We start from the raw sequence: 22,524 nt of genomic DNA on the forward strand, positions 1-22,524 counted from the left end.
ACAGGTGGAATTAATAAAGTCTACTATGAAAAAGTTATCCGCTTACACTTCATTGTCGGTACTAACATTGATGATCCTTTTGTTAACCGGTTGCCAGGCTATTGGAGATATTTTTAAAGCCGGTGTCTGGGTGGGTGTATTAGGAGTTGTGATAGTGATTGTAATAATTATAAGGTTAATAGCAGGGGGAAAAAAATAACTGTGCTGTAAAACACATATTTAAGTTTCTATGGCAAGTCTAAGGTATGTTTGTTACATGCAAAGGAGCCGGCGCATTGTTATAGTTAACGGGGCGGCGGATGCTACAAAACCAGCACACACATTGCAGTTTGAAGCTCGCCGGAGAAACGCCGATGTTTTAAAATTCACAGAGTAAGAGCACTGTGTATGGCTTAACAAATTTGAACGTTATTGCTTTTTTGGTGTACCTGCTGTAGTACCACCTATGGCATCTTCGTTGTGTCACTCACTTGTACGTTCTGTTCTATACTTGCTTGAAGCGTGGCATGTTAAGCCTTGCCTGGTTAACGCGCACAGAAAACCAAGCATAAACCCACGCCTCATTCCTGCCAGCATGTTGTTTTTATATTTGACATTGTTAGGCCAACGGGTACAAGAATTCATTTGCCCAATAATTAATCATTAGCCCAAGTGTGCGACGCACGATGCTTCATTACAAGCTCATCAGCTTAGTGCAAAATATTTTTCAAATATTAATTACTCACTTCCTCCTTGCTCGCCATTAAATATGCTTTTATAAAACCATCCAGCTCACCATCCATTACAGGTTGCACATTACCAACCTCATAATCTGTGCGGTGATCTTTGATCATCTTATACGGATGAAAAACATAACTTCTTATCTGGCTGCCCCACTCAATTTTTTTCTTGCTTGCATTGCTTGCGCTCTTCGCTTCCTCACGTTTGCGGAGTTCTTCTTCATACAGACGACTCTTCAGCATTTTCAATGCAAGTTCGCGGTTCTCTCCCTGTGTTCTTGATTGCTGGCACTCCACAATAATACCGCTGGGTATGTGTTTCAGGCGTACTGCCGTTTCTACTTTGTTGACGTTTTGTCCGCCTTTACCACCACTGCGATAAAACTCCCATTCCAATTCATCGGGGCGCACTTCTATTTCAATACTATCATCGATCAACGGATAAACAAACACGCTTGCAAAACTTGTATGACGTCTCGCATTGCTATCAAACGGCGAGATGCGCACCAAACGATGCACGCCACTTTCTGCTTTTAAAAAGCCATAAGCAAATGCGCCATCAAATTGCAGCGTTGCTGTTTTTATTCCTGCACCATCACCTTCCTGGTAGTCGAGCTCGGTAACTTTCCATCCTTGCTTCTCACCATACATGCGGTACATGCGCAGCAACATTTCCGCCCAATCCTGGCTCTCTGTTCCACCGGCACCGGGGTTAATCTGGAGCACTGCAGGCAATTCATCTTCCGGCGCATTTAATGTGCTCTTGAACTCTGCATCTTCAATTGCATTCACTGCTGTTTCATATGCAGCTTTTGTTTCTTCTTCTGATGCATCGCCCCCTTTCCAGAAATCGAAGAGCACCACAAAATCTTCTACAGCAGTATCTAACTGCTTATACATTTTAAGCCAATACTCGTTTACTTTTATTTCTTTCATGATTGCCGTGGCGCGGTCGTTGTCGTTCCAAAAGCCCGGCGATAGAGAAAGTGTGCGGTCTTCTTCTACTTTGCGTGTGCGGTTCTCAACGTCAAAGAAACCTCCTTAGAACACTAACGCGGTCCCGTAAAACTTTAATCTGTTCTGTAGTCATAATGCCGCGAAAGTAATTTGAAAATTTGAGAATTTGAAGATTTGAAAATGAAGAAGAAATATTTTGAGCCGGGCTACATTGCTACTATTAAGCGTCGTTGCGTCGCACTCTTGTACGCAAACAATTCTATGAAGCAAAATAAAACGCAAAGAGAAAGAGACTGAAAGAAAAACAAAAAAATTCTGTTTACCCAAAATAACCAAAGAATTACTTTATTAAGCTGCATATATTTCCGTACGTACAAGTGAGTGACACAACAGTTGATGCCATGAAATATTACAGCTTATATCAAAAACAACAACCGTTATACCATCTGACAAATGTTCTATACTTTCAAACAAATTTTATCTGCATACAAAAAAGTCATAATTAAAGCCAGTTTTCTTTTTTCAAATTTCATCTTCTAATGCTGCAAATGAACCTGCAAAATTTTGCAACAGGCGGCGTGATTTTTCTCGATGGAGCCATTTAAAAGAATTTTAAAGAGCACAAATTTTATTATTTAATTACATATAACACTGCAATATTATCTTTCGCAAATCCCTACTATTAAAAACACCTTAACAAACGATTAATGAACGTATTATACATCATTATATTTTTTGTATAAAAATAAATGATGTTATTTTTACCTGATAGCGTTTAACACCCCAATGCAATTTTATTTGCAGAACAACCAGCTGACCAGCAAAAAAAATTTGTTATGAAAAAACTCCGACCGGGTGTCGCTATATTTTTGTTCATTTCTCTGGCAGCAAACGCCAGAAACAGCCCGGATATTCAGAAAGGGGTACTTGATCTTAGCGTTTATAACTGGCAAAAAGACGGGCTGGCAGAACTTACAGGAGATTGGGAATTTTACTGGAACAAATTTTATCCGCCATCTTTTTTTTCTGATTCCACTGCACACTATTCCAAAAATTATAAATACGTTCCTTCTTTATGGAATGACGCGGTTCCTGGTAATACAGAATTCAAACCTGCATTTGGTTTTGCCACTTACAGAGTCGTGGTAAAATGCCCGGAATCGAAGGAGCAGCTTGCATTAAAATTCTTCACAGTCGAATCAGCCTATCGTTTATTCGTAAATGGAAAAGAAATACTGAATGTTGGAAATGCAGATACCACTGCACGTGAAACAATTGGAGACCTGAGACCACTGATTGTAAAAGTTGAGCCCAAAAACAATACGCTTGATATTGTGGTACAGGTGGCTAATTTTAATAACCGTGTAGGTGGCTTGTGGGACGTTGTGCGACTGGGTCCACAGGAACAGATAGAAGCAAAATTTACCAGTAATATTCTATTGGAATCTTTTATAGCCGGATGTTTTTTTCTTGCGGGCATTTACTATCTAATACTCTACTTCTCTTTCCGTAAAAGATATACGTTACTTTATTTCAGCCTGCTTTGTTTTATTATATTTATCCGCAGCCTTGTTATCGGCGAAATACCATTGTATCATATTACTTCCTGGGATTGGCATGTAGCAAGAAGGCTTGAATTCATTTCTTTGTATTTATCAGTGCCCGTAATGTGTCTGTTTTCTTATTTTCTTTTCCCGGAAGATTTCAGTAAAAGAGCACTGTATATAACTTTACCTGTTTGTGGCATTTTTATTTTACTCAGTCTCATTGGCTCTTACTATTACTATACTTATGTGGTAAGATATTACCAGTTGATCATTCTCTTAACTGCTTTTTATGGTTTGTTTGTTTATATAAAAGCTGCCATCAGGAAACGCCCCGGAAGCATTTTATTTCTTACCGGTTTCTGTATTTTCCTTGTAACTATCATTAATGACCTTTTGTATGTGAATCTTATCATACATACTGTTCCGCTCTTCTATGCCGGCTTAGCCATTTTCATTATCATGTTGTCCATCCTGCTTTCTAAACAATTCTCAGACACATTTTCACAATTGCAGGTGGCCAACAAAAGATTATTACTCACCAATGAAGAACTGGGAATCATGAATAAGGAAATAGAAAATAAACATAAAGAATTAAAGAAGATCAATACAGAAATGGATGCTTTTGTAAATAGAACGTCTCATGATCTTAGATCTCCTCTAACATCTATATTAGGCATTAATACACTGGCAAAAGAAGAAACGAATAAAGACATCGTCAATAAATACCTGGGCATGCAGGAAAAAACCCTGATTCGAATGGATAGTCTTATAAGCGATATAATTGATTTCTCAAAAAATAAAAGACTTAACCTTGAATTAAAAGAAATAGATTTTACGGTTGCTGTAAGCCATAGTCTTGACGATCATGCTTTTCTGAACAATGCTCAAAAAGTTACAAAGCAGGTTGATATAAAACAATATGAAAAATTTGTTTCAGACCCAAGAAGAGTAAATATAATCCTGAATAATCTTGTGTCTAATGCCATTAAATATGCTGATTTTACAAAAGAAAAGCCCGAAATAAATATCAACATTCTGGTAGCAGATAATATGGCTACTATTGAAGTTGCAGATAATGGCATCGGCATTGAAGAACAACACCTCGATAAAATTTTCACGTTGTTTTACAGGGTTACCAACAGTAGCACAGGCTCGGGGCTTGGCCTGTATATTATAAAAGAAACAGTAGAGAAATTAGGCGGCTATGTTATCATCAACTCAAAAAAAGAAGACGGTACCAGTATAAAAGTAATGCTGCCGAATATTGGTTATAAGCTTTAGTAAGAAAGGTGTGGATAACCTCGTTAACAACAGGTGAAAAACAAATAATACAAAAATTTGGGAAAGGATATTAGCTGAACGTATCTTCAGTTTACAATTGATAAGCGAATATCCGTTAAAAGATAATCGCAAGTCTTTGAACGAAAGCATCGGGTTAGTAAGTATACCGGTCGAGGCTGGTAAATGAACAAAACTTGATGCTTTTTTCATGCCTGTATATTTTTTTCTTTGAGCCCGGCAATTGTACAGGTATTATACTTCTGTTGCGTCGCACTCTTGTACATTCTTTGCGCTATGCAGCATAAGAACAGTTTGCAAATAATTTAGATGTCATTTTTATTTATTTTAGAGCAATCATGTCGGCTCAAAAAAAGATTATTTACATAAGCGCTATTCCTGCTATACTGCTGGCATTCTATTGTTACAATCCCTTCGTATTATTCTTCCAGGCAGATGATTTTATTCATATCCCCTTAAGTGCTGCCGGAAAATTCTTACAGCAAAACAGTTTTCGCCCTATCTGTGATCTGAGCATTATGATAGATTACAATATTTGGGGCAAGACTGCATGGGGCTATCATTTAAGCAATCTATTACTGCATATAATTGCATGTATACTTCTGTTCATTTTTTTGAAACTATTATTCAAAAAATATACAGGAATTGTAAACAGTAATTTCATCTGCTGGTTAAGTACAGTATTATTCTTTTTATACGCTATGCACAGTGAACCAGTGCTCTGGATACTCGGCAGATCAGCAATACTTGCCACTATATTTTCTTTACTGTTCCTGTATTGCTACATACGCAGAAATGATGCATTCTTATTTATTGTCGGTTTTATATTCTTTTGGGTCTTAAGCTTGCTTACTTACGAGTCAACATGGCTACTGCCATTATTTACTTTGCTTATAAGTATATCAACAATAAGGCAAAATAAAACAGTGCTGAAAAGAGAATTTTCCTATTTGGGGGTTACTATTATAATCTTCATTATTTACCTCTTTATAAGAGATCATTACATTCATGAGGTAACAGGCAATTATGAATCCGGCTTACTCTTAAAAGGCGATTATACTTTGCTTATCAGGCAATATGCTTTATTATTTATAAGAAGTTTTGTTCCGGCGTTTATCAATAATAAAATACTTATTGGTTTATTTGTAGCACTTACTTTAATCATTGTATTGCTATTTTTTTTACTGCAAAAAAATAAAAAGGTTATTGCCATTTTGTTTCTTTGTTGGCTTATAAGCCTTGTGCCATATATATCTTTAGGTGTTGATACAAATGGTACAGAATCAGAAAGGTTTCTTTATTTCCCCACACTCATTGTAGTTATACTTATTGCATTAATAGCAGGTAATTCAAAAAGTAAAAAAGTATATTGGCTTTATCCTTTTTTGTTTATAATTCATCTTGCTATTCTTTTCACCGTAAAAGAAAATTACCGCATTGCAGGTGCTGTCAATAAACAAATAGCTGAAGCACTACAAATAACAGGCAGTCAAAAAATAGTATATGCAGTTGATGTACCACAGGCACAAAATGGTGCTTTCATTTTAAGACAGGGTCTGCCGCAAATGATGCATTGGCTCTCAGGAAAAGAGCCTGATACTGTTATAATCTGCTCACAGCGTTATGAATTACTGCCTTTACAATATCCCTATAAAATTATTTATAGCGATACACTTGGTATTGCATACAATAACAAATTCATAAAACCAGGAAAAGATACATTGCTTCTTAAGTTTACTGATGCTGCACTCTTTATTTCAAAATAACGGGGGTCAACAAAGCTGCTATAAGGACAGAACGCACAAGTGAGTGACACAACAACTGATGCCTAAAGAATCTGCTGCCTGTAAACAAAAATGTTATTTTACAATAATACTATCTACACCGTAGAAGTTTTTCAGCGTTTCTATGGAGTATTCAGTAGCAAGATCATCTTCAAAGAAGATAAAAGAAGGCTTTTGTTGCACAAGATCATAGAGCGTTTTAGTGCTGTGACCATATTCATTTTGCAGGTGCTGTTGCATGGAATTATTATAACTTTCTAGAACAGCCGGTTGTTTATTTAATGCTGCCTTTTTCAACGACGATTCACGATCATCCATCACAGCATCGTACAATGGGGCCGCAATAAGGCTTTTATAGGCATCCCTTAAATAATTATTTGCAAGCAACGAAATAAAAAAAATAATGATCATAAACAATTGAACGGGCTGGGAAAATATTTTTATGGTAAAGTTATTAAGCGCAATACCTTCTGTGAAAGCGATCAACAACATCATTGTAACACTTATACTTGTGATACCATTAATATAACGATCTGGTATTACACCGCCTTTTAACCCTGTGACCGCAATACCTACAGCAACAAGCAAGAATAGAACAATGACAGCAGGCAACAACCATCTTCTTTTTAGAAATACTTTTATAAGATGTAGATCTTTCAGTTTTTCTCTTCTATAATTACCAAAGAGGAATACACAACTCATGGCAAACCAGGCAAAAGGATTCATGCAAATGCTCCATAAACTTTCTGCTACATGATAACCCATTGCAACCCCACCCACCAATATTCCTTTTGGTTCAATGATAGCAGTTCTTGATTGTATACCTGGTGATAGTACAACTACCAATGCACTTGCAACAAAACACAACAACACAATTGCTATAAAAATTTTAGAAATTCTTTTGCCTGCACCTGATAAAAAAACAACCAGCAACAATACTGCCTGCGCAATTATAAAAAGCTCATTGAACCCATTCACGATAATTACCATCAACGGCAATAATATATAAGCAATATATTTTGTAAATGCTTTATCAGTGTGCATTACCATTATCCATAAACCAAGCTGTAGTTGCAATAATATAACGGGTAGCTGGTAAGTAATTGCGCTGCTGAACCAGAATATATAAGTAGACGGTTCAACCAAACAACAAACCTGCAATGAAGTATATAACAAACAAACCCATACAATATTTTTTTTAAGGTGCTCATCTTTCAACACGTATTTATTCGCAACAGTAATCATAAAAAAAACTGACAAAATATTCAGCAGCAACAATAATATACTGTGCATATAATAATGATCATACAAATAATTATTCTTTGCAAACAAAGAACCCGTAAAAGTTGCAGCAAAACGTCCACCCCAGTTATTGTAAATAAACTGTTGATATTCCCAGAACCCTTTTGTATTTAAATGATACCCACATATATAATCATCTGCACAAGGATGATTAAAAAAAGGAAGTATAAATAATGGCGCAAAAAAAATGATTAGTGCAACTATCAGCAACAATTTTGCAAAAAAGATCAGCTTACCTGTTATATAATTTTTGTCAGTGAATATTTCCCGCATATAAAACTGTTGTGTTGCAAAGCTATCTTGTCAGCATACGCTGAATATATTTCCCAATAATATCAAACTCAATATTTACCACAACATCTTCATACACCTGGCTCATATTGGTATGTTCAAATGTGTAAGGAATAATGGCAACAGAAAATTCATCGCTGCCTACATTAAACAGGGTAAGACTAATGCCATTAACCGCAATAGAACCCTTCTCAATCACAAGCGTGGTAAACTGTTCAGGAAACCTGAAACGAAATTCCCAGCTGCCGTTCATATCTTTTCGTTCCACGCAAACAGCAGTTGCATCTACATGCCCTTGCACAATATGTCCATCAAGTCTGCCATTCATTTGCATGCAGCGTTCAATGTTTACCATATCACCGGTTTGCCATAAACCAATATTCGATTTCATCAACGTCTCTTCAATTGCAGTAACGCGGTGCATATCATTTTCCACCGCTTCTACTGTTAAGCAAACACCATTGTGGCTTACACTCTGGTCAACTTTAAATTCTGCAGACAGTGGCGAACTAATGTAAAAAGTTTTATTGGTGCCATGCACTTCTACTTTTTCCACCCTGCCCGTATTTTCAATAATACCTGTAAACATGGCTGCAATTTATAGGTTTTGATGCGGATTCTATAATGCAACCATAAAGAAGAAGATTATGATACCGCTATCGTTTTTACAAACATTGTCTATCATTTTATTTTGGTGTTTGTGAAAGCCGTAAATTTTATTTGATTTCAAGCTACGGCTTTTCATAGCATCACCTCTTGCGTCGCAATCCTTTCATCTGTTGGCAATATATTTGGGCTTTGAGAGAGTTGTAGATATTTGTGTGTGATATTTACCAGGGCAAGAAAAATCATTGTTTAGCTAACCCATTCACAATAAATTTTTACTTGTACCCATTTATTATTGTATTTTTTATAAAGTACCATTTTTCCTGAGCCGCATACCCAACCACAACTATAATCAAAACAAAAAATACAATAAGTATAATTTCGCAAAAAAACAGGAAATGAAAATTCATTAATAGCCTCCCCAATATTTTTTCTAAAATAGCCCCACCCATCAGGCTTATGCTTGAAAATATTTTCTATTGTGTCGTGGCTTATTATTTTGACGTTTGGGAGTATTTCTTTCGACCAATAAGTTAATGACGGATATCTCTTTTTTTCTATAAATCTTAATTCATCTTTTGATAAAAAACTTGTATCTGCAGCGGCAATAAGTCTATCCATGAAAAACTCGTTAAAAGAAAGAGGTAGATCATCTAATATAAAGGATGAATCGTTTATTTGTCTACCCATGACCTGTTCCATGAATTCAATACTTTTTTTAATATACTCAGGATCTGGTTTGTATTTAAAGGGCAACTCGATTCTTGTAATAGTATCATCCTGTGCAGAAGCAAAAAAAGAAATAATTAGAAAGAGTATTATTCCTGCAATAGCTCTTTTATAAAGCAAATTATATTGTTGCTTTAGCATCAACGACAATTATTTTTATTGATGGAAATACATTTTGGTGATGAAAATATTTTACTTCCTTGTTTTTTTGCGAAAAAGTCTCAGACTTTTATTAATAGTAAAATAAAATTTGCTGCATAAAGTTATAATCGCACAAGTGTGCGACGCAACGATGCATCATACAGCACTATAGCTGGGCCCATAAAATCAATTCTTTCTAAAAGCCCATTTCCACATTTCTTTGGGCGTTACTTTTTTGCCATACAATAAAATACCGGTGCGGTAAATTTTTGCGGCAACCCAGGTAGTGCCAAGAAAACCAAGTATGAGCAAGAGCATACTTGTTATAAGCTGCCAGTATGGAACAGTATCGGGTACACCATGTGCAATGCGTGCCATCATAACAATTGGAGACGTAAGCGGAAACAAACTGCCGAAGATGGCAAGGCCACTCGATGGATCATTCACTGCTTTCATCATGATAACGATAGCAAAGATGATGGGCATAATGATGGGAAGTGTAAGGCTTTGCGCATCCTGCGGATCTTCGTTTACAGCACTGCCTACAGCTGCAAATAAAGAAGAATATAAAAGATAACCGCCAAGGAAATAAAAGATAAAACAACCTATGATCATTGGCCAGTTTATTTGTCCGAGTGTATGCATGGCGCTGGCTACATCACTTGCCTGCACTTGTTGTGCAGCAGATGCACCGGGCATGGCGCCGGATAGTTCGGGGAATATGCTGAACAGTAAAACCCTTGTGCCAACTACAAGAACGATCCATATTAAAAATTGTACAAGACCTACTGCACCAATACCAATGATCTTACCCATCATTAACTGAAATGGTTTCACACTGCTTACAATTACTTCTGCAATACGGCTTACTTTTTCTTCCATTACACCACGCATAACCATGGTGCCATAAATAAAGAGTATGATATAAATAAGAAAGCCGGATATCATACCAACTACATAACTGATGCCTGCTTTGGCATCTGAATCTTCGCTGCCGCTGATCGTAGAAAATTTTATTTCGTTTTTGCGATGAACGCTATCAAGCTGTGCTTTGGAAATATTTAAAGCAAGCATCCTTTTTTCTTCCAGCTTATTATTTATTACATCCTGTATACTACCCCGTGAAATAAGCCCGATTGATTTTGCAGACACAAGTTGTATTGAATCTTTTCCTGCGATATCTATTGAAGCCGGTACAAAAATATAACCATCATATTTTCCTGCAGTAACCTGCTGCCTGAGTTCTTCAGCACTATTTGCTTTTACAAAAGAAAAGTTTGCGTCATCTGTTTTACTAATGCTGTCATCAAAAATATGTGCATTGTCTGCCACAGCAATGTTTACCGAACTACCCCCATGTACAGAGAAATAAATGATCATGGCATAAAACCCAAAGATGATCAGCGGCAATAAAATGGTCGTTAATAAAAATGTTTTCTTCTGCACTCTTGTTAAGAATTCGCGGCGTGCTATCAATAATATCTTATTCATATGAACAGTTTCAGTTGTGAAGTTTTAAAGTCCCTCTCCTCCGGGAGAAGGATTTTAGGGTGAGGTTTAAACATTTACTTTTTGAAAGGATCTTGTTTTGGCATTGGTATCTTCCACCAGCCTTATAAAAATATCATTCAGTGATGGTAGTATTTCATTGAATGCCTCCACGTTTATATCCTGCTGAATAAAATATTTCAGCACATCATTGCTTTTATAACCGTCTTTTATTTTTACTGTATGATCATGCATATCAGATGAAAGCACTTCAAATGCATTACTGTTAATGCCTGCAGGAACACCGTCTAAACGTATATTGAATTTATTCTCTTTAAAATCCTGTTTTATTTGTTGCACCGTACCATCAAGAATTTTTTTACCAAGGTTTACCAGCACAATATGATCGCATATTTCCTCTACCTGTTCCATACGGTGCGTACTGAATATAATGGTGCTGCCACGTTGCGCAAGCCCATAAATTTCATCTTTAATAAGATTTGCATTTAAAGGATCAAGACCGCTGAAAGGTTCATCAAGAATGATCAGTTTTGGTTCATGCATTACAGTTGTAACGAATTGTAATTTCTGGCTCATACCTTTACTCAGGTCTTCCACTTTTTTATTCCACCAGCTTTCCATCTCAAGTCGCTTGAACCAGAATTTTATTTTTTCCAGCGCCACAGTTTTGCTCAAACCCTTTAGCTGTGCCAGGTACAGCACCTGGTCTCCTATTTTCATTTTTTTATAAAGGCCGCGTTCTTCGGGCATATAGCCAATGCGTTGCACATCACTTATAGCATTGAAAGGAGCGCCATCAAAAAGTATAGAGCCTTCATCGGGATAAAAAATACCCGTTATCATACGCAGCAAGGTGGTTTTACCTGCGCCATTAGGGCCCAGTAAGCCAAAAATACTTCCCTGCTGTATACTGAAACTGATATCATCAACAGCCTTCTGTGTAGCATAATATTTTTTCAGGTGTTGAAGTTCAAGCAATGCCATAAAATATAGGTTTAATATTTAAATGTACAGTTAAGTTGGTTATACAATTAATTTTTATGAGCCCGGCAACAGTGTATAAAGCGTCGTCCCTTGCGTCGCACACTTATACGTTCTATTCTATAATCATCGTTATGCAAATAATTTATGTAATTCGTCCTAAAATTCGTGGCTTTATTTGTTCGCTATCATTAGTTGCACTTAACATCAAAATATTACAACCTTTCATAACAGTTATTATAACTTCGCCGCTTTAAAAATCAGGGAGCATGTGGAAGAATCGTTTTAAAAAAATTTTATTTTCAGTCTTATTGGTTTCGATAACGTTGGTTATAAGCAGCTGGGGGTTCCTGGCACACAAAACGATCCATCAATTGGCTATTTATGAATTACCAAAAGATCTCTGCAATTTCTTTTACCATAACATAGATTACCTGCAATACAATTCAGTAAGACCAGATATACGCAGGAATAATGACAAAAGTGAAGAACCCAAACATTATATCGATTTTGAAGCATATGGTGATAGTGCCGCTTATACAATGCCCTGGCAATGGAATGATGCCTGTAAAAAATTCTCCAAAGATACTTTGCTGAAATATGGCTATGCTCCTTACTGGATCATTGAAATGCAAAAAAAACTAACCAATGCTTTTAAGCAAGGTAACGCTGACAGCATATTATTCTATGCAGCAGATCTTGGACATTATATAGAAGATATAAATGTGCCTTTACATACTTCCATTAATTATGACGGTCAGTTAACCAATCAAAAAGGTTTACATGCTTTATGGGAGACAGTCGTACCTGAGATCGAAATAACTAATTACAATCTTTCTTCTGGTCATAAAGCAAAATACATAAAGAATAAAGAAAGAGCTGTATGGAGCGCAGCACAAAGATCTCATGCATTATTGCCTGCGGTGTTTGCAAAAGAAACCGAAGTAAGTAGAAGATTTACAGACGCAACAAAATACCGTATAGAACATCGCAATGGCAAAGATGTAAAATATTACACAACAGATTTTGCAAAAGCATATGGCGCAGCGTTGGGTAGTAGTATCAACCAACAACTAATGAATGCAGCTAATATGGTTGCAGACTTTTGGTACACGGCATGGACAGACGCAGGCAAACCTGAGCTGGATAAATTGCCAAAAGCAAAATTGAGTGATAAAGAAAAACAGCAGTTAAAAAAAGAATTGCGTTCTTTTAAACACAATACTCTTATTAAAGATGGGTACTTAAGATCAAAGGGAAAAAAATAGGATCTTTATATTCTGTTTGCTCCTGTACAAACAAACCGCACAAGAGTGCGACGCAACCGGCGATGCTATACCGCCAACTGCCGGGCTCATAAATAAGAAATTATTTTTTCAATTGCAAGGTAATCATGGCAGCGACTCTTTCGCCGTCCATTGCTGCACTTACAATACCGCCTGCATAACCGGCACCTTCACCACAGGGATATAAATTTTTTATTTGAGGGTGTAGTAAATTTTCATCATTGCGGGGAATGCGCACGGGTGAAGAAGTGCGGCTCTCCGTAGCTACAACAACTGCATCGTTGGTATAATAACCACGCATCTTTTTACCAAAAGCTTTAAACCCATTTTGCAATGCTGTATAAATAAAAGATGGTAACACTTCTTTTAGTGAAGCAATATGCAGGCCAGGCACGTAACTGCAATCCGGCAATGATGTAGAAATTTTATTTTCACAAAAATCGACCATACGCAATGCAGGCGCTACAAATTTTCCACCACCTGCATTGTATGCATTTGCTTCCACATCATGTTGAAAATACATTAGCAATAATGGATCATCAGCATCAATTTTGGATTTTGGGTTTTGGATTTTGGATTTTTTAAAATAGTTTATCGCATCTCCTACTCCCACCTGCACCACCATCCCACTATTTGCAAAAGGATTATTACGTTTGCTTGGGCTCCATCCATTTACCACTAATTCATTTGCGTTTGTAGCAGCAGGCGCAATAATACCACCAGGGCACATACAAAAACTAAATACACCTCTGCCGTCTACCTGTTCCACCAAACTATAAGATGCCGGTGGCAAATGATCACCACGAAGCGAACAATGGTATTGAACTGAATCTATCAAAGTTTGTGGATGTTCTATACGTACACCCAAAGCAAAAGGCTTTGCTTCTATCAATATATTCTTAATATGTAGTAATTCAAAAATATCTCTTGCAGAGTGACCTGTTGCGAGTATAATAGCGTCAGCAAAAAAAATATTTTCATCTACAGTTCTTACACCTTTTATTACGTTATCTGAAATAATAAAATCTGATACTTTCTTTTCAAACAACATTTCCCCGCCACAGGCAATGATCTTTTCCCGCATAGCAGTGATAATCTGCGGTAATTTATTGGTGCCTATATGCGGATGTGCTTCGTATAAAATTTTTTCTTCCGCACCAAATTCCACAAAGATGTTTAGTATTCGGTTTATATCGCCACGTTTGCTGCTGCGTGTATATAATTTACCATCACTGTATGTACCGGCACCGCCTTCTCCAAAGCAATAATTACTTTCCGGATTTACAATACCTTCTTTATTCAATACAGCAAGATCTCGACGGCGGGCACGCACATCTTTTCCTCTTTCAAGTATCACAGGCTTTATTCCCTGCTCAATAAGCTCTAATGCTGCAAATAAACCTGCCGGGCCTGCACCAATAATAATTACTGAGTTTTGCGCATTTGTTACATCGTTCAACTGCAATAATTCTTTTTCTCTTTCTATAAAAGGTTCATTGATAAAAGCATTTATTGTAAGATTGACCCATATAGTCTTGCTGCGTGCATCAATGGATTTCTTTAAAACATGAAATCCTGTTACCAATGCATCTTTTGGACTTATCGTTTGCTGGATATATTTATTGATGATAGTTGCATCATCTGCTTCACTTGGCAAAAGCCGGAGGGATATTTTCTGTTGCATATATAAAATGCCGGGCAGTTGACCCGGAAATTTTTACAAAGAAACAAAAAAACCGGCGCATGACCGGTTTAAAAAAACAGCTTAAGGTTGATATTAGTATATTTCCTGTCTTCTGAATGTAAAGTGATATGCTATTCGTACGCCTGCCATAGCGACATCACCATTCACAAACTTTGATGCTTCATAACGGAGGCTAACATCTAACCCCGGCAAAGTTTGATAGCCAAGATTCATGGCATAAGTAAATCCGATTGCGTTATCAGGTTCGCCCATATTATCCTCTGCAAGAAATACAGAACCACCCAATTGTGGTTCACCGTAAATACCACCTGCAAAAGTGTAACGCATACCTGCTTTCACCGGTATTATTACTACAGGCCTGTAAGTATCTTTTAATAATTGGGTTTGATCAGAGGGTATTGGTTTACCAGAAAACGTTAAGAACCCAGCCTGAAATGTTGGTGATAAATAAAAAGTATTGGGAATGGTATATGCAAATTTTATAGAGCCGCCTATACCTGTTTTATTTGTTTCTTTTAAACCTTTCATTGGCATTGCTGCTTCAAGTCCAAAACCAAGTTCGGCATCAGATAATGTAGTGATTTGCGAAAAAACGGGGATTGCACCCATTAAAAGGGAAGTGAGTAAAATTACTTTTCTCATTGTCGGTTTTTTACAGGATGTGTGAATTACAATAAAAACGAAAACACGGGTATATTATTATATGCCTGTTTAAAAAGGAAGGTCGTCCACTACATCAGAGGGAGGAATATCGGTAACGGAAGGTTGTACTGCAGGCGCATCAGCGTTTTGACCAAGTTTTACATGCTCCATACGCCATGCATCAAGATTGGTAATATAATTTTCTCTGCCGTCTTTCACCCACCTGGTACCTTTTATATTGAATGATACTTTTACCTCATCTCCAATATTAAACCTGTCAGGCATTGCTGTTCTGTCCTGCACGCTTTGAAATTTAATATAATTGCTTATGCTGCGTCCGTTTATCTCTTCTGTTTTTTCAATTACAAATTCTCTTGTCTTAAAAGTTTCTGTACGTTGCACAGTATCATATTTTGCTACAAGTTTGCCGGTAATTTCGAATGACATGTTGAGATATTTTTGTGCAAATGTAACTTTAAAAAACGCCGGAGCTATTAGGCACTTAAAATTGTGTAAATATTTTTTTGTACCGGGCCTTCTGCTGCTATTAAGCATCGGTTGCGTCGCACTCTTCAACGCTTTATTCTTTGATCGACATAAAATAATTCTTTACCAGTTTCGGTTATAGTATTTTAACATAAAGCGGTACTTTATTGGAATAAAATCTAGCCTACATTTTCATTTGCAATAGCATAGTAGAATTTGTTTGCTGCGTGAAGTTAATACCGTACAAGAGTGCGACGCAACAATTGATCCGGTAAGGTTTTTCTGCCGGGTCAGCAAAATAAAAAAGCATCAATATCTGCGTGCTTTGTATTATAACGAATAAAATATTTTTAATTAATTTTTTTTCCACGAAATAATGGTTAGATTAGTCGTTACATCATTTACAAACTACCACTGAGGAGCAGCAATAACAAATGTGATTTTTTGACTGGGTATTAATCCGTAAATCATAGTAAAACAATAATCTTTAATAGTCTTTTAATTGGACAAAAAAAAATAAAAATTAAAAGATGAAAAAAAATCTGATGCCACAAAAATCACGATATGAAAAAATTTTTTTTTCAACATAAAAATTTGATATTCGTCCCCCTCCTAAAAAATTTCTTCACATTATGTTGATTAAATTTTTCGGGAAGTAAAAAAAGATTTGCATTCGTTAATCCCATAGAAAATTATTAAGAGTATCATGACTAAAACCGCTGAATCCATATGGAGTAATTGTTTAAAGATCATTAAAGATATTGTAGACTGGCAACCTTATAAAACATGGTTCGAACCAATAAAAGCGGTGGAGTTAAAAGGAAATGTGTTGTTGATACAAGTGCCCAGCCAATTCTTCTTCGAATATCTGGAAGAACATTATGTAAACCTGCTTGCCAAAACATTGAAACGGGAGTTAGGCAAAGAAGCAAGGCTGGAATACCGCATAATGGTTGATAGCGGTGGAACCAATGGCCGCAATGGAACAATGGATGTTCCCGCAGGCAATATGAAAATGTATAATAATAATGAAATGGATTTCCCCTTGATAATAAATAGCCCGGTTAAGAATCCCTTTGTAATACCAGGGCTAAAAAAAATGCAAATAGACCCGCAGCTTAATCCAACTTATACATTCGATTCTTTTATTGAAGGTGATTGTAATCGTGTGGCACGCCGTGCAGGTAAGACTGTTGCAGAAAAACCAGGTGCCAATTCTTTTAATCCATTGGTTATATATGGTGGCGTGGGGCTTGGCAAAACACATCTTGCACAAGGCATCGGCAATGATGTAAAACGCCTGCATCCAAACAAAGTGGTATTGTACGTAAGCAGTGAAAAATTTATCAACCAGTTTCAGGATCATAGCCGCAATAACGCTATCAATGACTTTATACATTTCTATCAACTAATAGATGTATTGATCATTGATGATGTACAGTTCTTTTCCCGTGCAGAAAGAAGCCAGGATGCATTCTTCGCTATTTTCAATCATTTACATCAAAGCGGAAAGCAACTGGTGCTAACATCAGATAAACCACCAAAAGATCTTGATGGTATGCAGGAAAGGTTGCTCAGCCGTTTCCGTTGGGGCCTAAGTGCAGACCTTCAGATACCGGATTACGAAACACGCATAGAGATCCTCGAAAGAAAAATGAAGAATGATGGTCTTGACATGCCGAAAGAAGTAGTGAAATATGTGGCATATAATATCAGCACCAATGTAAGAGAACTCGAAGGCGCTTTAATATCATTGCTTGCACAATCATCACTTAACAAAAGAGAGATCGATCTTGAACTTGCCAAAAAAGTGTTGCGTAATTTTGTAAAAACAAGCAGCAAAGAAATTACCATTGATGCTATTCAAAAAATGGTATGCGAGTATTTTGATGTGCCTTATGATAAACTTTTACAAAAAACACGCAAACGCGAAATTGTGCAGGCACGCCAAATCACGATGTACCTTGCAAAAGCTTTCACCAAAAATTCTTTAAAAACAATCGGCGAACATTTTGGTGGCCGCGATCATACAACTGTTATCCACAGTTGCCAGACAGTAAAAGACCTGATGGATACAGATAGTCTTTTTCGCGAAAATGTAATGGAACTAACACAGAAAGTACAACTTGCCGCTATGTAAATTTTATTTTGAAATTACAACGATCCCAAAACATAACTGTTTTGGGATTTTTTTGTGAACCAGGCAAATGAAATCCTATTAAACACCTGTTGCGTCGCACACTTGTACTTTAATTACAATACGCAGCAGAAAAGAGTATAAAATATTTTTCCAATTAGAATTTTTATTTTTTGGGATTTGCGTGCAGCTACCTATTTTTGCAGCCCCTTACGGGAACCAATTCAGCTAAGGTGAGGTGGATGAGTGGCTGAAATCAGTAGTTTGCTAAACTGCCGTACGGGTTAAACTGTACCGCGGGTTCGAATCCCGCCCTCACCGCAAAGTTTTAATCTACGGCAATAACTTTGAAAAAAAGGACACGGGAAGTAGCGCAGGCCGGTAGCGCACCTGGTTTGGGACCAGGGGGTCGCAGGTTCGAATCCTGTCTTCCCGACTTACTTAAAAGCAATTTCAGCAATGAAGTTGCTTTTTTGTTATACACTAATTTTTTAAACAGCATAAATATTTTGCGCCATATTTCGTATAAATCTTTTTTGAAATAGTTTGAATGCCATTTGCAACTTTAGCTTTGAAACTGCAGTTGCCATTTGCACAACAGATAAAGTGCTTGCGACGCAACGAAGATGCTATAAAAAACTGTAGCGGGTATTTAGAAAAATTTACCACTATAAATGCTGTTATCAAAGGCATATAAACAGTAAGAAGTAAAACATATAATTTTAGTTTTTAAAATATTGCTATGCAAAAAATTTATAAACAGTTTTTATTGTTAGTCTTTGTATGTCTGCACACTGTTTTATCAATGGCGCAAAAGCAAGCCAATATGCAGTATACAGTATCCATGGAGGATGCTGCCAATCAATATTACCACGTTGTACTGGAATGCAAAACAAAAGCGGCGACATTGGATTTTAAAATGTGTGCATGGACACCGGGCTATTATCAAATTCTTGATTATGCTAAAGCAGTCGAAAATTTTGATGTAACGGATGCAGCAGGCAAACCCATTAAATGGGAAAAACCATCCGCAGATATTTGGCATGTGTACAGCAACAATGAATCTGTAAAAATTACTTATGATGTAAAAGCAAAGGTCTCATTTGTGGGTAATATTTATCTTGATGAAACCCGCGGCTACATAACACCCGGTGGACTTTTCCTGTATCTTGACCAGGAGTTGCGCAACCCTGTGACAATACAAATAAAACCTTATAGCAAATGGACAAACTTTGTTGCAACCGGTCTTGATTCAATTCCAGGCAAGCAGAATACTTTTATTGCAGCAGACTTTGATGTTCTTTATGACAGTCCTTTCTTGATGGGAGAACTGGAGTCACTTCCTCCATTTACCGTAAATAATATTCCGCATTATTTTATTGGTTATAAGCTGGGAGATTTTGATCGCAACCAGTTTATGAGTGATCTTAAAAAGATCGTTGTAAGCGGCAGTAATATTATTGGAGATATTCCTTATACGCACTATACATTTTTAGCGATCGGTCCGGGCAGAGGTGGTATTGAACATTTGAATTCCACATCACTGAGTTTTAGTGGTGGTGAGGGTTTTGATTCACCGGATGCAAGAAAGCGTCTATACAGCTTTATTGCGCATGAATACTTTCATCATTACAATGTAAAACGCATACGGCCTATTGAACTGGGGCCTTTCGATTACTCAAAAGAAAACCGCACCAATATGCTTTGGGTATCAGAAGGGTTTACGGTGTATTATGAATATATGATACTAAGACGTGCCGGTCTTATGAATGATGATGATGTATTCAAAGCATTTCAATCAAATATCCAGGCTTATGAAAACAAACCGGGGCATTTATTTCAATCAGCAACACAAGCCAGCTACGACACATGGTCCGACGGGCCTTTTGGGAGAACGGGCGATGAAATAAACAAAACTATTTCTTACTACGATAAGGGCCCTGTGCTTGGATTGATGCTCGACTTTAGTATAAGGCATGCGACCAATAATAAAAAATCATTGGATGATGTAATGCGATTGCTTTACACAAAATATTATCAAACTAAGAAAAGAGGTTTTACAGAAAAGGAATTTCGGGATGAATGCGAAAAGATGGCCGGCACTTCTTTATCAGAAATGTTTGATTACGCATCAACTGTCAAGCCGCCAAATTATCCAAAGTATTTTGCATACGCAGGTCTTAATATAGATACTATGCCCAAAGCTTTATCCGGCCCATGGTGCGGCATAAAGCTGAAAGAAAAAAACGATACACTTACCGTAACAGAAGTAGATTGGAATTCACCTGCATGGAATAAAGATGTGCGTGCAAAAAATATTATACTTGCAGTAGATGGGAATAAGGTAAACCTTGAGCAGTTTAATAAAATTATGCAGTCGAAAAATATTGGTGATAACATTACACTTCTTGTTGCAAAAGGCAATGATAAAAAAGAAGTGACTATTACACTTGGGCAAAAGTTTGAAAAAAGTTTCACCATCACACCCATTACAAAACCTGATGCTTTGCAAACTGCTATTTATAAAAGCTGGACAGGTAAATAAATGATGCCACCTACTTGTTAATTAAGATTAAGAAGAGTTTTCAAGAGTCGCAAGTTCTTGCTGATTTTATGATCCAAAAATATAATGAAATATTCTTGCGATATTCATCCCTCCAAAACTATAACAATGAGCAAAAACAGGATGGAAGCTTTTAGTGACGGAGTCCTTGCAATTATCATTACTATTATGGTGTTGGAAATAAAAGTACCACATGGCACAGAATGGAATGATCTTATTCCGCTTATCCCTGTTTTTGTAAGTTATATGATCAGCTTTCTACTCGTTGGTATTTACTGGGGTAATCATCATCACCTGTTACATACTGTGAAAAATATTAATTCAGGTATACTATTATCAAACCTTCATTTACTATTTTGGCTGTCGCTGGTACCATTTGCAGCAGGATGGATGGGAGAAAATCATTTTGAGCCCAACAGTATCATTTTGTACGCCATCATACTTATTTTATGTGGCATCGCTTATGGGATTTTACAAAACAGTATTCTTAAAACACTCGATCAGCGAAGTAATATAGTTGTGGAGTTAAAAAAGCAAAATAAAAAAGTGATCATATCAGTTTTATTGGTGCTGGCAGCTATACCATTTGCATTTTTTTATCCTGCTGCTTCAGCAGCGCTGTTTTTTCTGCAATCAGCTATCTGGCTTATTCCGGATAAGAATATTGAAAAAGCATTGAAAGATTAAACAACCTTGTTTTGAGAAATGGATGTTACTATAAATAATTTAATTTTCTAACTTCAACTGCCTTTATATAATTATTGCCATTTGAAAACAGAAACTGTTCCTATATTAAGCCTTTTTGAAAAAGAAAAAAAGTTCTTCGATGACTCTGTTGAATGGAAACCGCGTTTTCCAACACTGCACCAACAGTTTCACATAAATAAGCTGGAAGATTTTATAGGCCATTTAAAATTTCCATTTGCACCACACAGGCAAACAGTCTCTGATTTTCTTTTTCTCAGCAAAGGAAAATCAACACGTAGCAAGGGTCTTGATAAATACGACTTTGGCGCTAATACTTTTTTCTTTTTACCAGCTTACCAGATCTCTACCCATGATCTTATGAGCCGCGATGTAAAAGGCTTTTATTGTCATTTCGACCTGGAAATATTTAACCGCAAATTTATTAAGCAGGATATTTTGCATGATTTTTCTTTTCTTGAATTTACAGGCAACCCACTTGTAACAATCGACGATGAAACAAAAGCTCATGTATTGAATATACTTACCAGGCTTGAGTTTGAATATAACAACAATTCAAAAGTTGATCTTGATATCATCAGTGTAAACCTGCTGGCTTTATTTCTTGAAGTAAGGCAGTTTGCCAAACAGGAAAAGATAACAGAGAATGCTGCTTTTAGAATCACCCAACAGTATAAGAGCAAACTCGCAAGATATATTTACGAAAAAAATTCTGTTACAGAATATGCAGGAATGCTTAACGTTTCGCCCAACCATTTGAATAAATGTGTAAAGGCTGCAACAGGAAAATCTGCACAGGATCTTTTAAGTGAAATGGTGATACTTGAAGCAAAAGTTTTATTAAAACAAAGCGCATTAACTGTAAATGAAATAGCCTGGAAAATTGGCAAAGAAGATGCCAGTGATTTTATACGTTTCTTCAAATCAAAAACCGGCTTTACTCCTACTGAATACAGGAAAATGGATTGATTGATTTCCGGTTTTAAATGTTGGGGTTCAGTTGACATACTTTGCACGACACAAAAATATATAATGAATTTTTTGTACCCGTCTATATTGCCGCTATGAAGCATCGTTGCGTCGCACCCTTGTACGGCTAAATCTTACTCAGCATATTTCTACATTTCTATTATTA

17 protein-coding genes and 2 tRNA genes are annotated in these 22,524 nt (G+C 36.7%); 10 read left to right on the top strand and 9 right to left on the bottom strand.

Annotated features, from left to right (window positions below; all coding sequences use genetic code 11):
• Positions 1-25: 25 nt before the first annotated feature.
• Positions 26-199 carry a phosphatidate cytidylyltransferase gene (locus FRZ67_RS05680; RefSeq protein WP_147188617.1) on the top strand — a complete coding sequence of 58 codons (174 nt, stop codon included), beginning with the start codon at positions 26-28 and terminating at the stop codon, positions 197-199.
• A 514-nt stretch (positions 200-713) separates the two neighbouring features.
• Here FRZ67_RS05680 and prfB read toward each other — a convergent pair.
• Positions 714-1,809, bottom strand: a protein-coding gene (gene prfB, locus FRZ67_RS05685; RefSeq protein WP_374728502.1) for a peptide chain release factor 2 whose coding sequence is annotated in 2 segments (ribosomal slippage) — positions 714-1,760 and positions 1,762-1,809 — 1,095 coding nt in all. Because the reading frame shifts where the segments join, the coding sequence is not laid out codon by codon here.
• 703 nt (positions 1,810-2,512) lie between these two features.
• Here prfB and FRZ67_RS05690 point away from each other — a divergent pair.
• Both FRZ67_RS05690 and FRZ67_RS05695 read left to right on the top strand, forming a co-directional pair.
• Entirely contained in the window at positions 2,513-4,504 is a 1,992-nt protein-coding gene (locus tag FRZ67_RS05690) for a sensor histidine kinase (protein ID WP_147188619.1), read from the top strand.
• 356 nt (positions 4,505-4,860) lie between these two features.
• Positions 4,861-6,288, top strand: coding sequence for a hypothetical protein (locus tag FRZ67_RS05695; RefSeq protein WP_147188620.1), 1,428 nt, complete (start codon positions 4,861-4,863; stop codon positions 6,286-6,288).
• Between the two features lie 93 nt (positions 6,289-6,381).
• Here FRZ67_RS05695 and FRZ67_RS05700 read toward each other — a convergent pair whose 3' ends face one another.
• The 5 genes from FRZ67_RS05700 to FRZ67_RS05720 form a co-directional block, all read right to left on the bottom strand.
• Positions 6,382-7,881, bottom strand: coding sequence for a hypothetical protein (locus FRZ67_RS05700; protein WP_147188621.1), 1,500 nt, complete (start codon positions 7,879-7,881; stop codon positions 6,382-6,384).
• Between the two features lie 22 nt (positions 7,882-7,903).
• Positions 7,904-8,488, bottom strand: coding sequence for a riboflavin synthase (locus FRZ67_RS05705; protein ID WP_147188622.1), 585 nt, complete (start codon positions 8,486-8,488; stop codon positions 7,904-7,906).
• A gap of 266 nt (positions 8,489-8,754) precedes the next feature.
• Positions 8,755-9,375 (bottom strand): hypothetical protein, encoded by a 621-nt coding sequence (locus FRZ67_RS05710; protein WP_147188623.1) that lies wholly within the window; start codon positions 9,373-9,375, stop codon positions 8,755-8,757.
• Positions 9,376-9,561: 186 nt separating this feature from the next.
• Positions 9,562-10,866, bottom strand: a complete 1,305-nt coding sequence (locus tag FRZ67_RS05715; protein ID WP_147188624.1) for an ABC transporter permease — start codon at positions 10,864-10,866, stop codon at positions 9,562-9,564.
• A gap of 66 nt (positions 10,867-10,932) precedes the next feature.
• Positions 10,933-11,868 (bottom strand): ABC transporter ATP-binding protein, encoded by a 936-nt coding sequence (locus FRZ67_RS05720; protein WP_147188625.1) that lies wholly within the window; start codon positions 11,866-11,868, stop codon positions 10,933-10,935.
• A 266-nt stretch (positions 11,869-12,134) separates the two neighbouring features.
• On the opposite strand from FRZ67_RS05720, the gene FRZ67_RS05725 reads away from it, so the two are divergent.
• The gene (locus FRZ67_RS05725) at positions 12,135-13,133 is read left to right on the top strand and encodes a zinc dependent phospholipase C family protein (protein ID WP_147188626.1); all 999 of its coding nucleotides are present in this window, start codon (positions 12,135-12,137) and stop codon (positions 13,131-13,133) included.
• A gap of 100 nt (positions 13,134-13,233) precedes the next feature.
• Here FRZ67_RS05725 and FRZ67_RS05730 read toward each other — a convergent pair whose 3' ends face one another.
• The 3 genes from FRZ67_RS05730 to FRZ67_RS05740 form a co-directional block, all read right to left on the bottom strand.
• Positions 13,234-14,835, bottom strand: a complete 1,602-nt coding sequence (locus FRZ67_RS05730) for an NAD(P)/FAD-dependent oxidoreductase (RefSeq protein ID WP_147188627.1) — start codon at positions 14,833-14,835, stop codon at positions 13,234-13,236.
• A 93-nt stretch (positions 14,836-14,928) separates the two neighbouring features.
• Positions 14,929-15,498, bottom strand: a complete 570-nt coding sequence (locus FRZ67_RS05735) for a hypothetical protein (protein ID WP_147188628.1) — start codon at positions 15,496-15,498, stop codon at positions 14,929-14,931.
• 69 nt (positions 15,499-15,567) lie between these two features.
• Positions 15,568-15,945 carry a DUF3127 domain-containing protein gene (locus FRZ67_RS05740; RefSeq protein ID WP_147188629.1) on the bottom strand — a complete coding sequence of 126 codons (378 nt, stop codon included), beginning with the start codon at positions 15,943-15,945 and terminating at the stop codon, positions 15,568-15,570.
• A 745-nt stretch (positions 15,946-16,690) separates the two neighbouring features.
• Between FRZ67_RS05740 and dnaA the strand changes: the two genes are divergently transcribed.
• The 6 genes from dnaA to FRZ67_RS05770 all read left to right on the top strand — a co-directional run bounded on the left by dnaA (position 16,691) and on the right by FRZ67_RS05770 (position 22,358).
• Positions 16,691-18,124: a chromosomal replication initiator protein DnaA gene (gene dnaA, locus FRZ67_RS05745; RefSeq protein ID WP_147188630.1), complete on the top strand. Its 1,434-nt coding sequence runs from the start codon at positions 16,691-16,693 to the stop codon at positions 18,122-18,124.
• 229 nt (positions 18,125-18,353) lie between these two features.
• Positions 18,354-18,442 (top strand) — tRNA-Ser (locus tag FRZ67_RS05750).
• A 41-nt stretch (positions 18,443-18,483) separates the two neighbouring features.
• Positions 18,484-18,557: transfer RNA gene (locus FRZ67_RS05755), tRNA-Pro, on the top strand.
• Positions 18,558-18,947: 390 nt separating this feature from the next.
• Positions 18,948-20,666, top strand: a complete 1,719-nt coding sequence (locus FRZ67_RS05760; protein WP_158638314.1) for a M61 family metallopeptidase — start codon at positions 18,948-18,950, stop codon at positions 20,664-20,666.
• A gap of 126 nt (positions 20,667-20,792) precedes the next feature.
• Entirely contained in the window at positions 20,793-21,371 is a 579-nt protein-coding gene (locus FRZ67_RS05765) for a TMEM175 family protein (RefSeq protein ID WP_147188632.1), read from the top strand.
• An 81-nt stretch (positions 21,372-21,452) separates the two neighbouring features.
• Positions 21,453-22,358, top strand: a complete 906-nt coding sequence (locus FRZ67_RS05770; RefSeq protein ID WP_147188633.1) for a helix-turn-helix domain-containing protein — start codon at positions 21,453-21,455, stop codon at positions 22,356-22,358.
• The last annotated feature ends 166 nt before the right edge of the window (positions 22,359-22,524 follow it).

The sequence above is a fragment of the Panacibacter ginsenosidivorans genome, assembly GCF_007971225.1.
In the GTDB taxonomy this organism is placed as follows: Bacteria; Bacteroidota; Bacteroidia; order Chitinophagales; family Chitinophagaceae; genus Panacibacter; species Panacibacter ginsenosidivorans.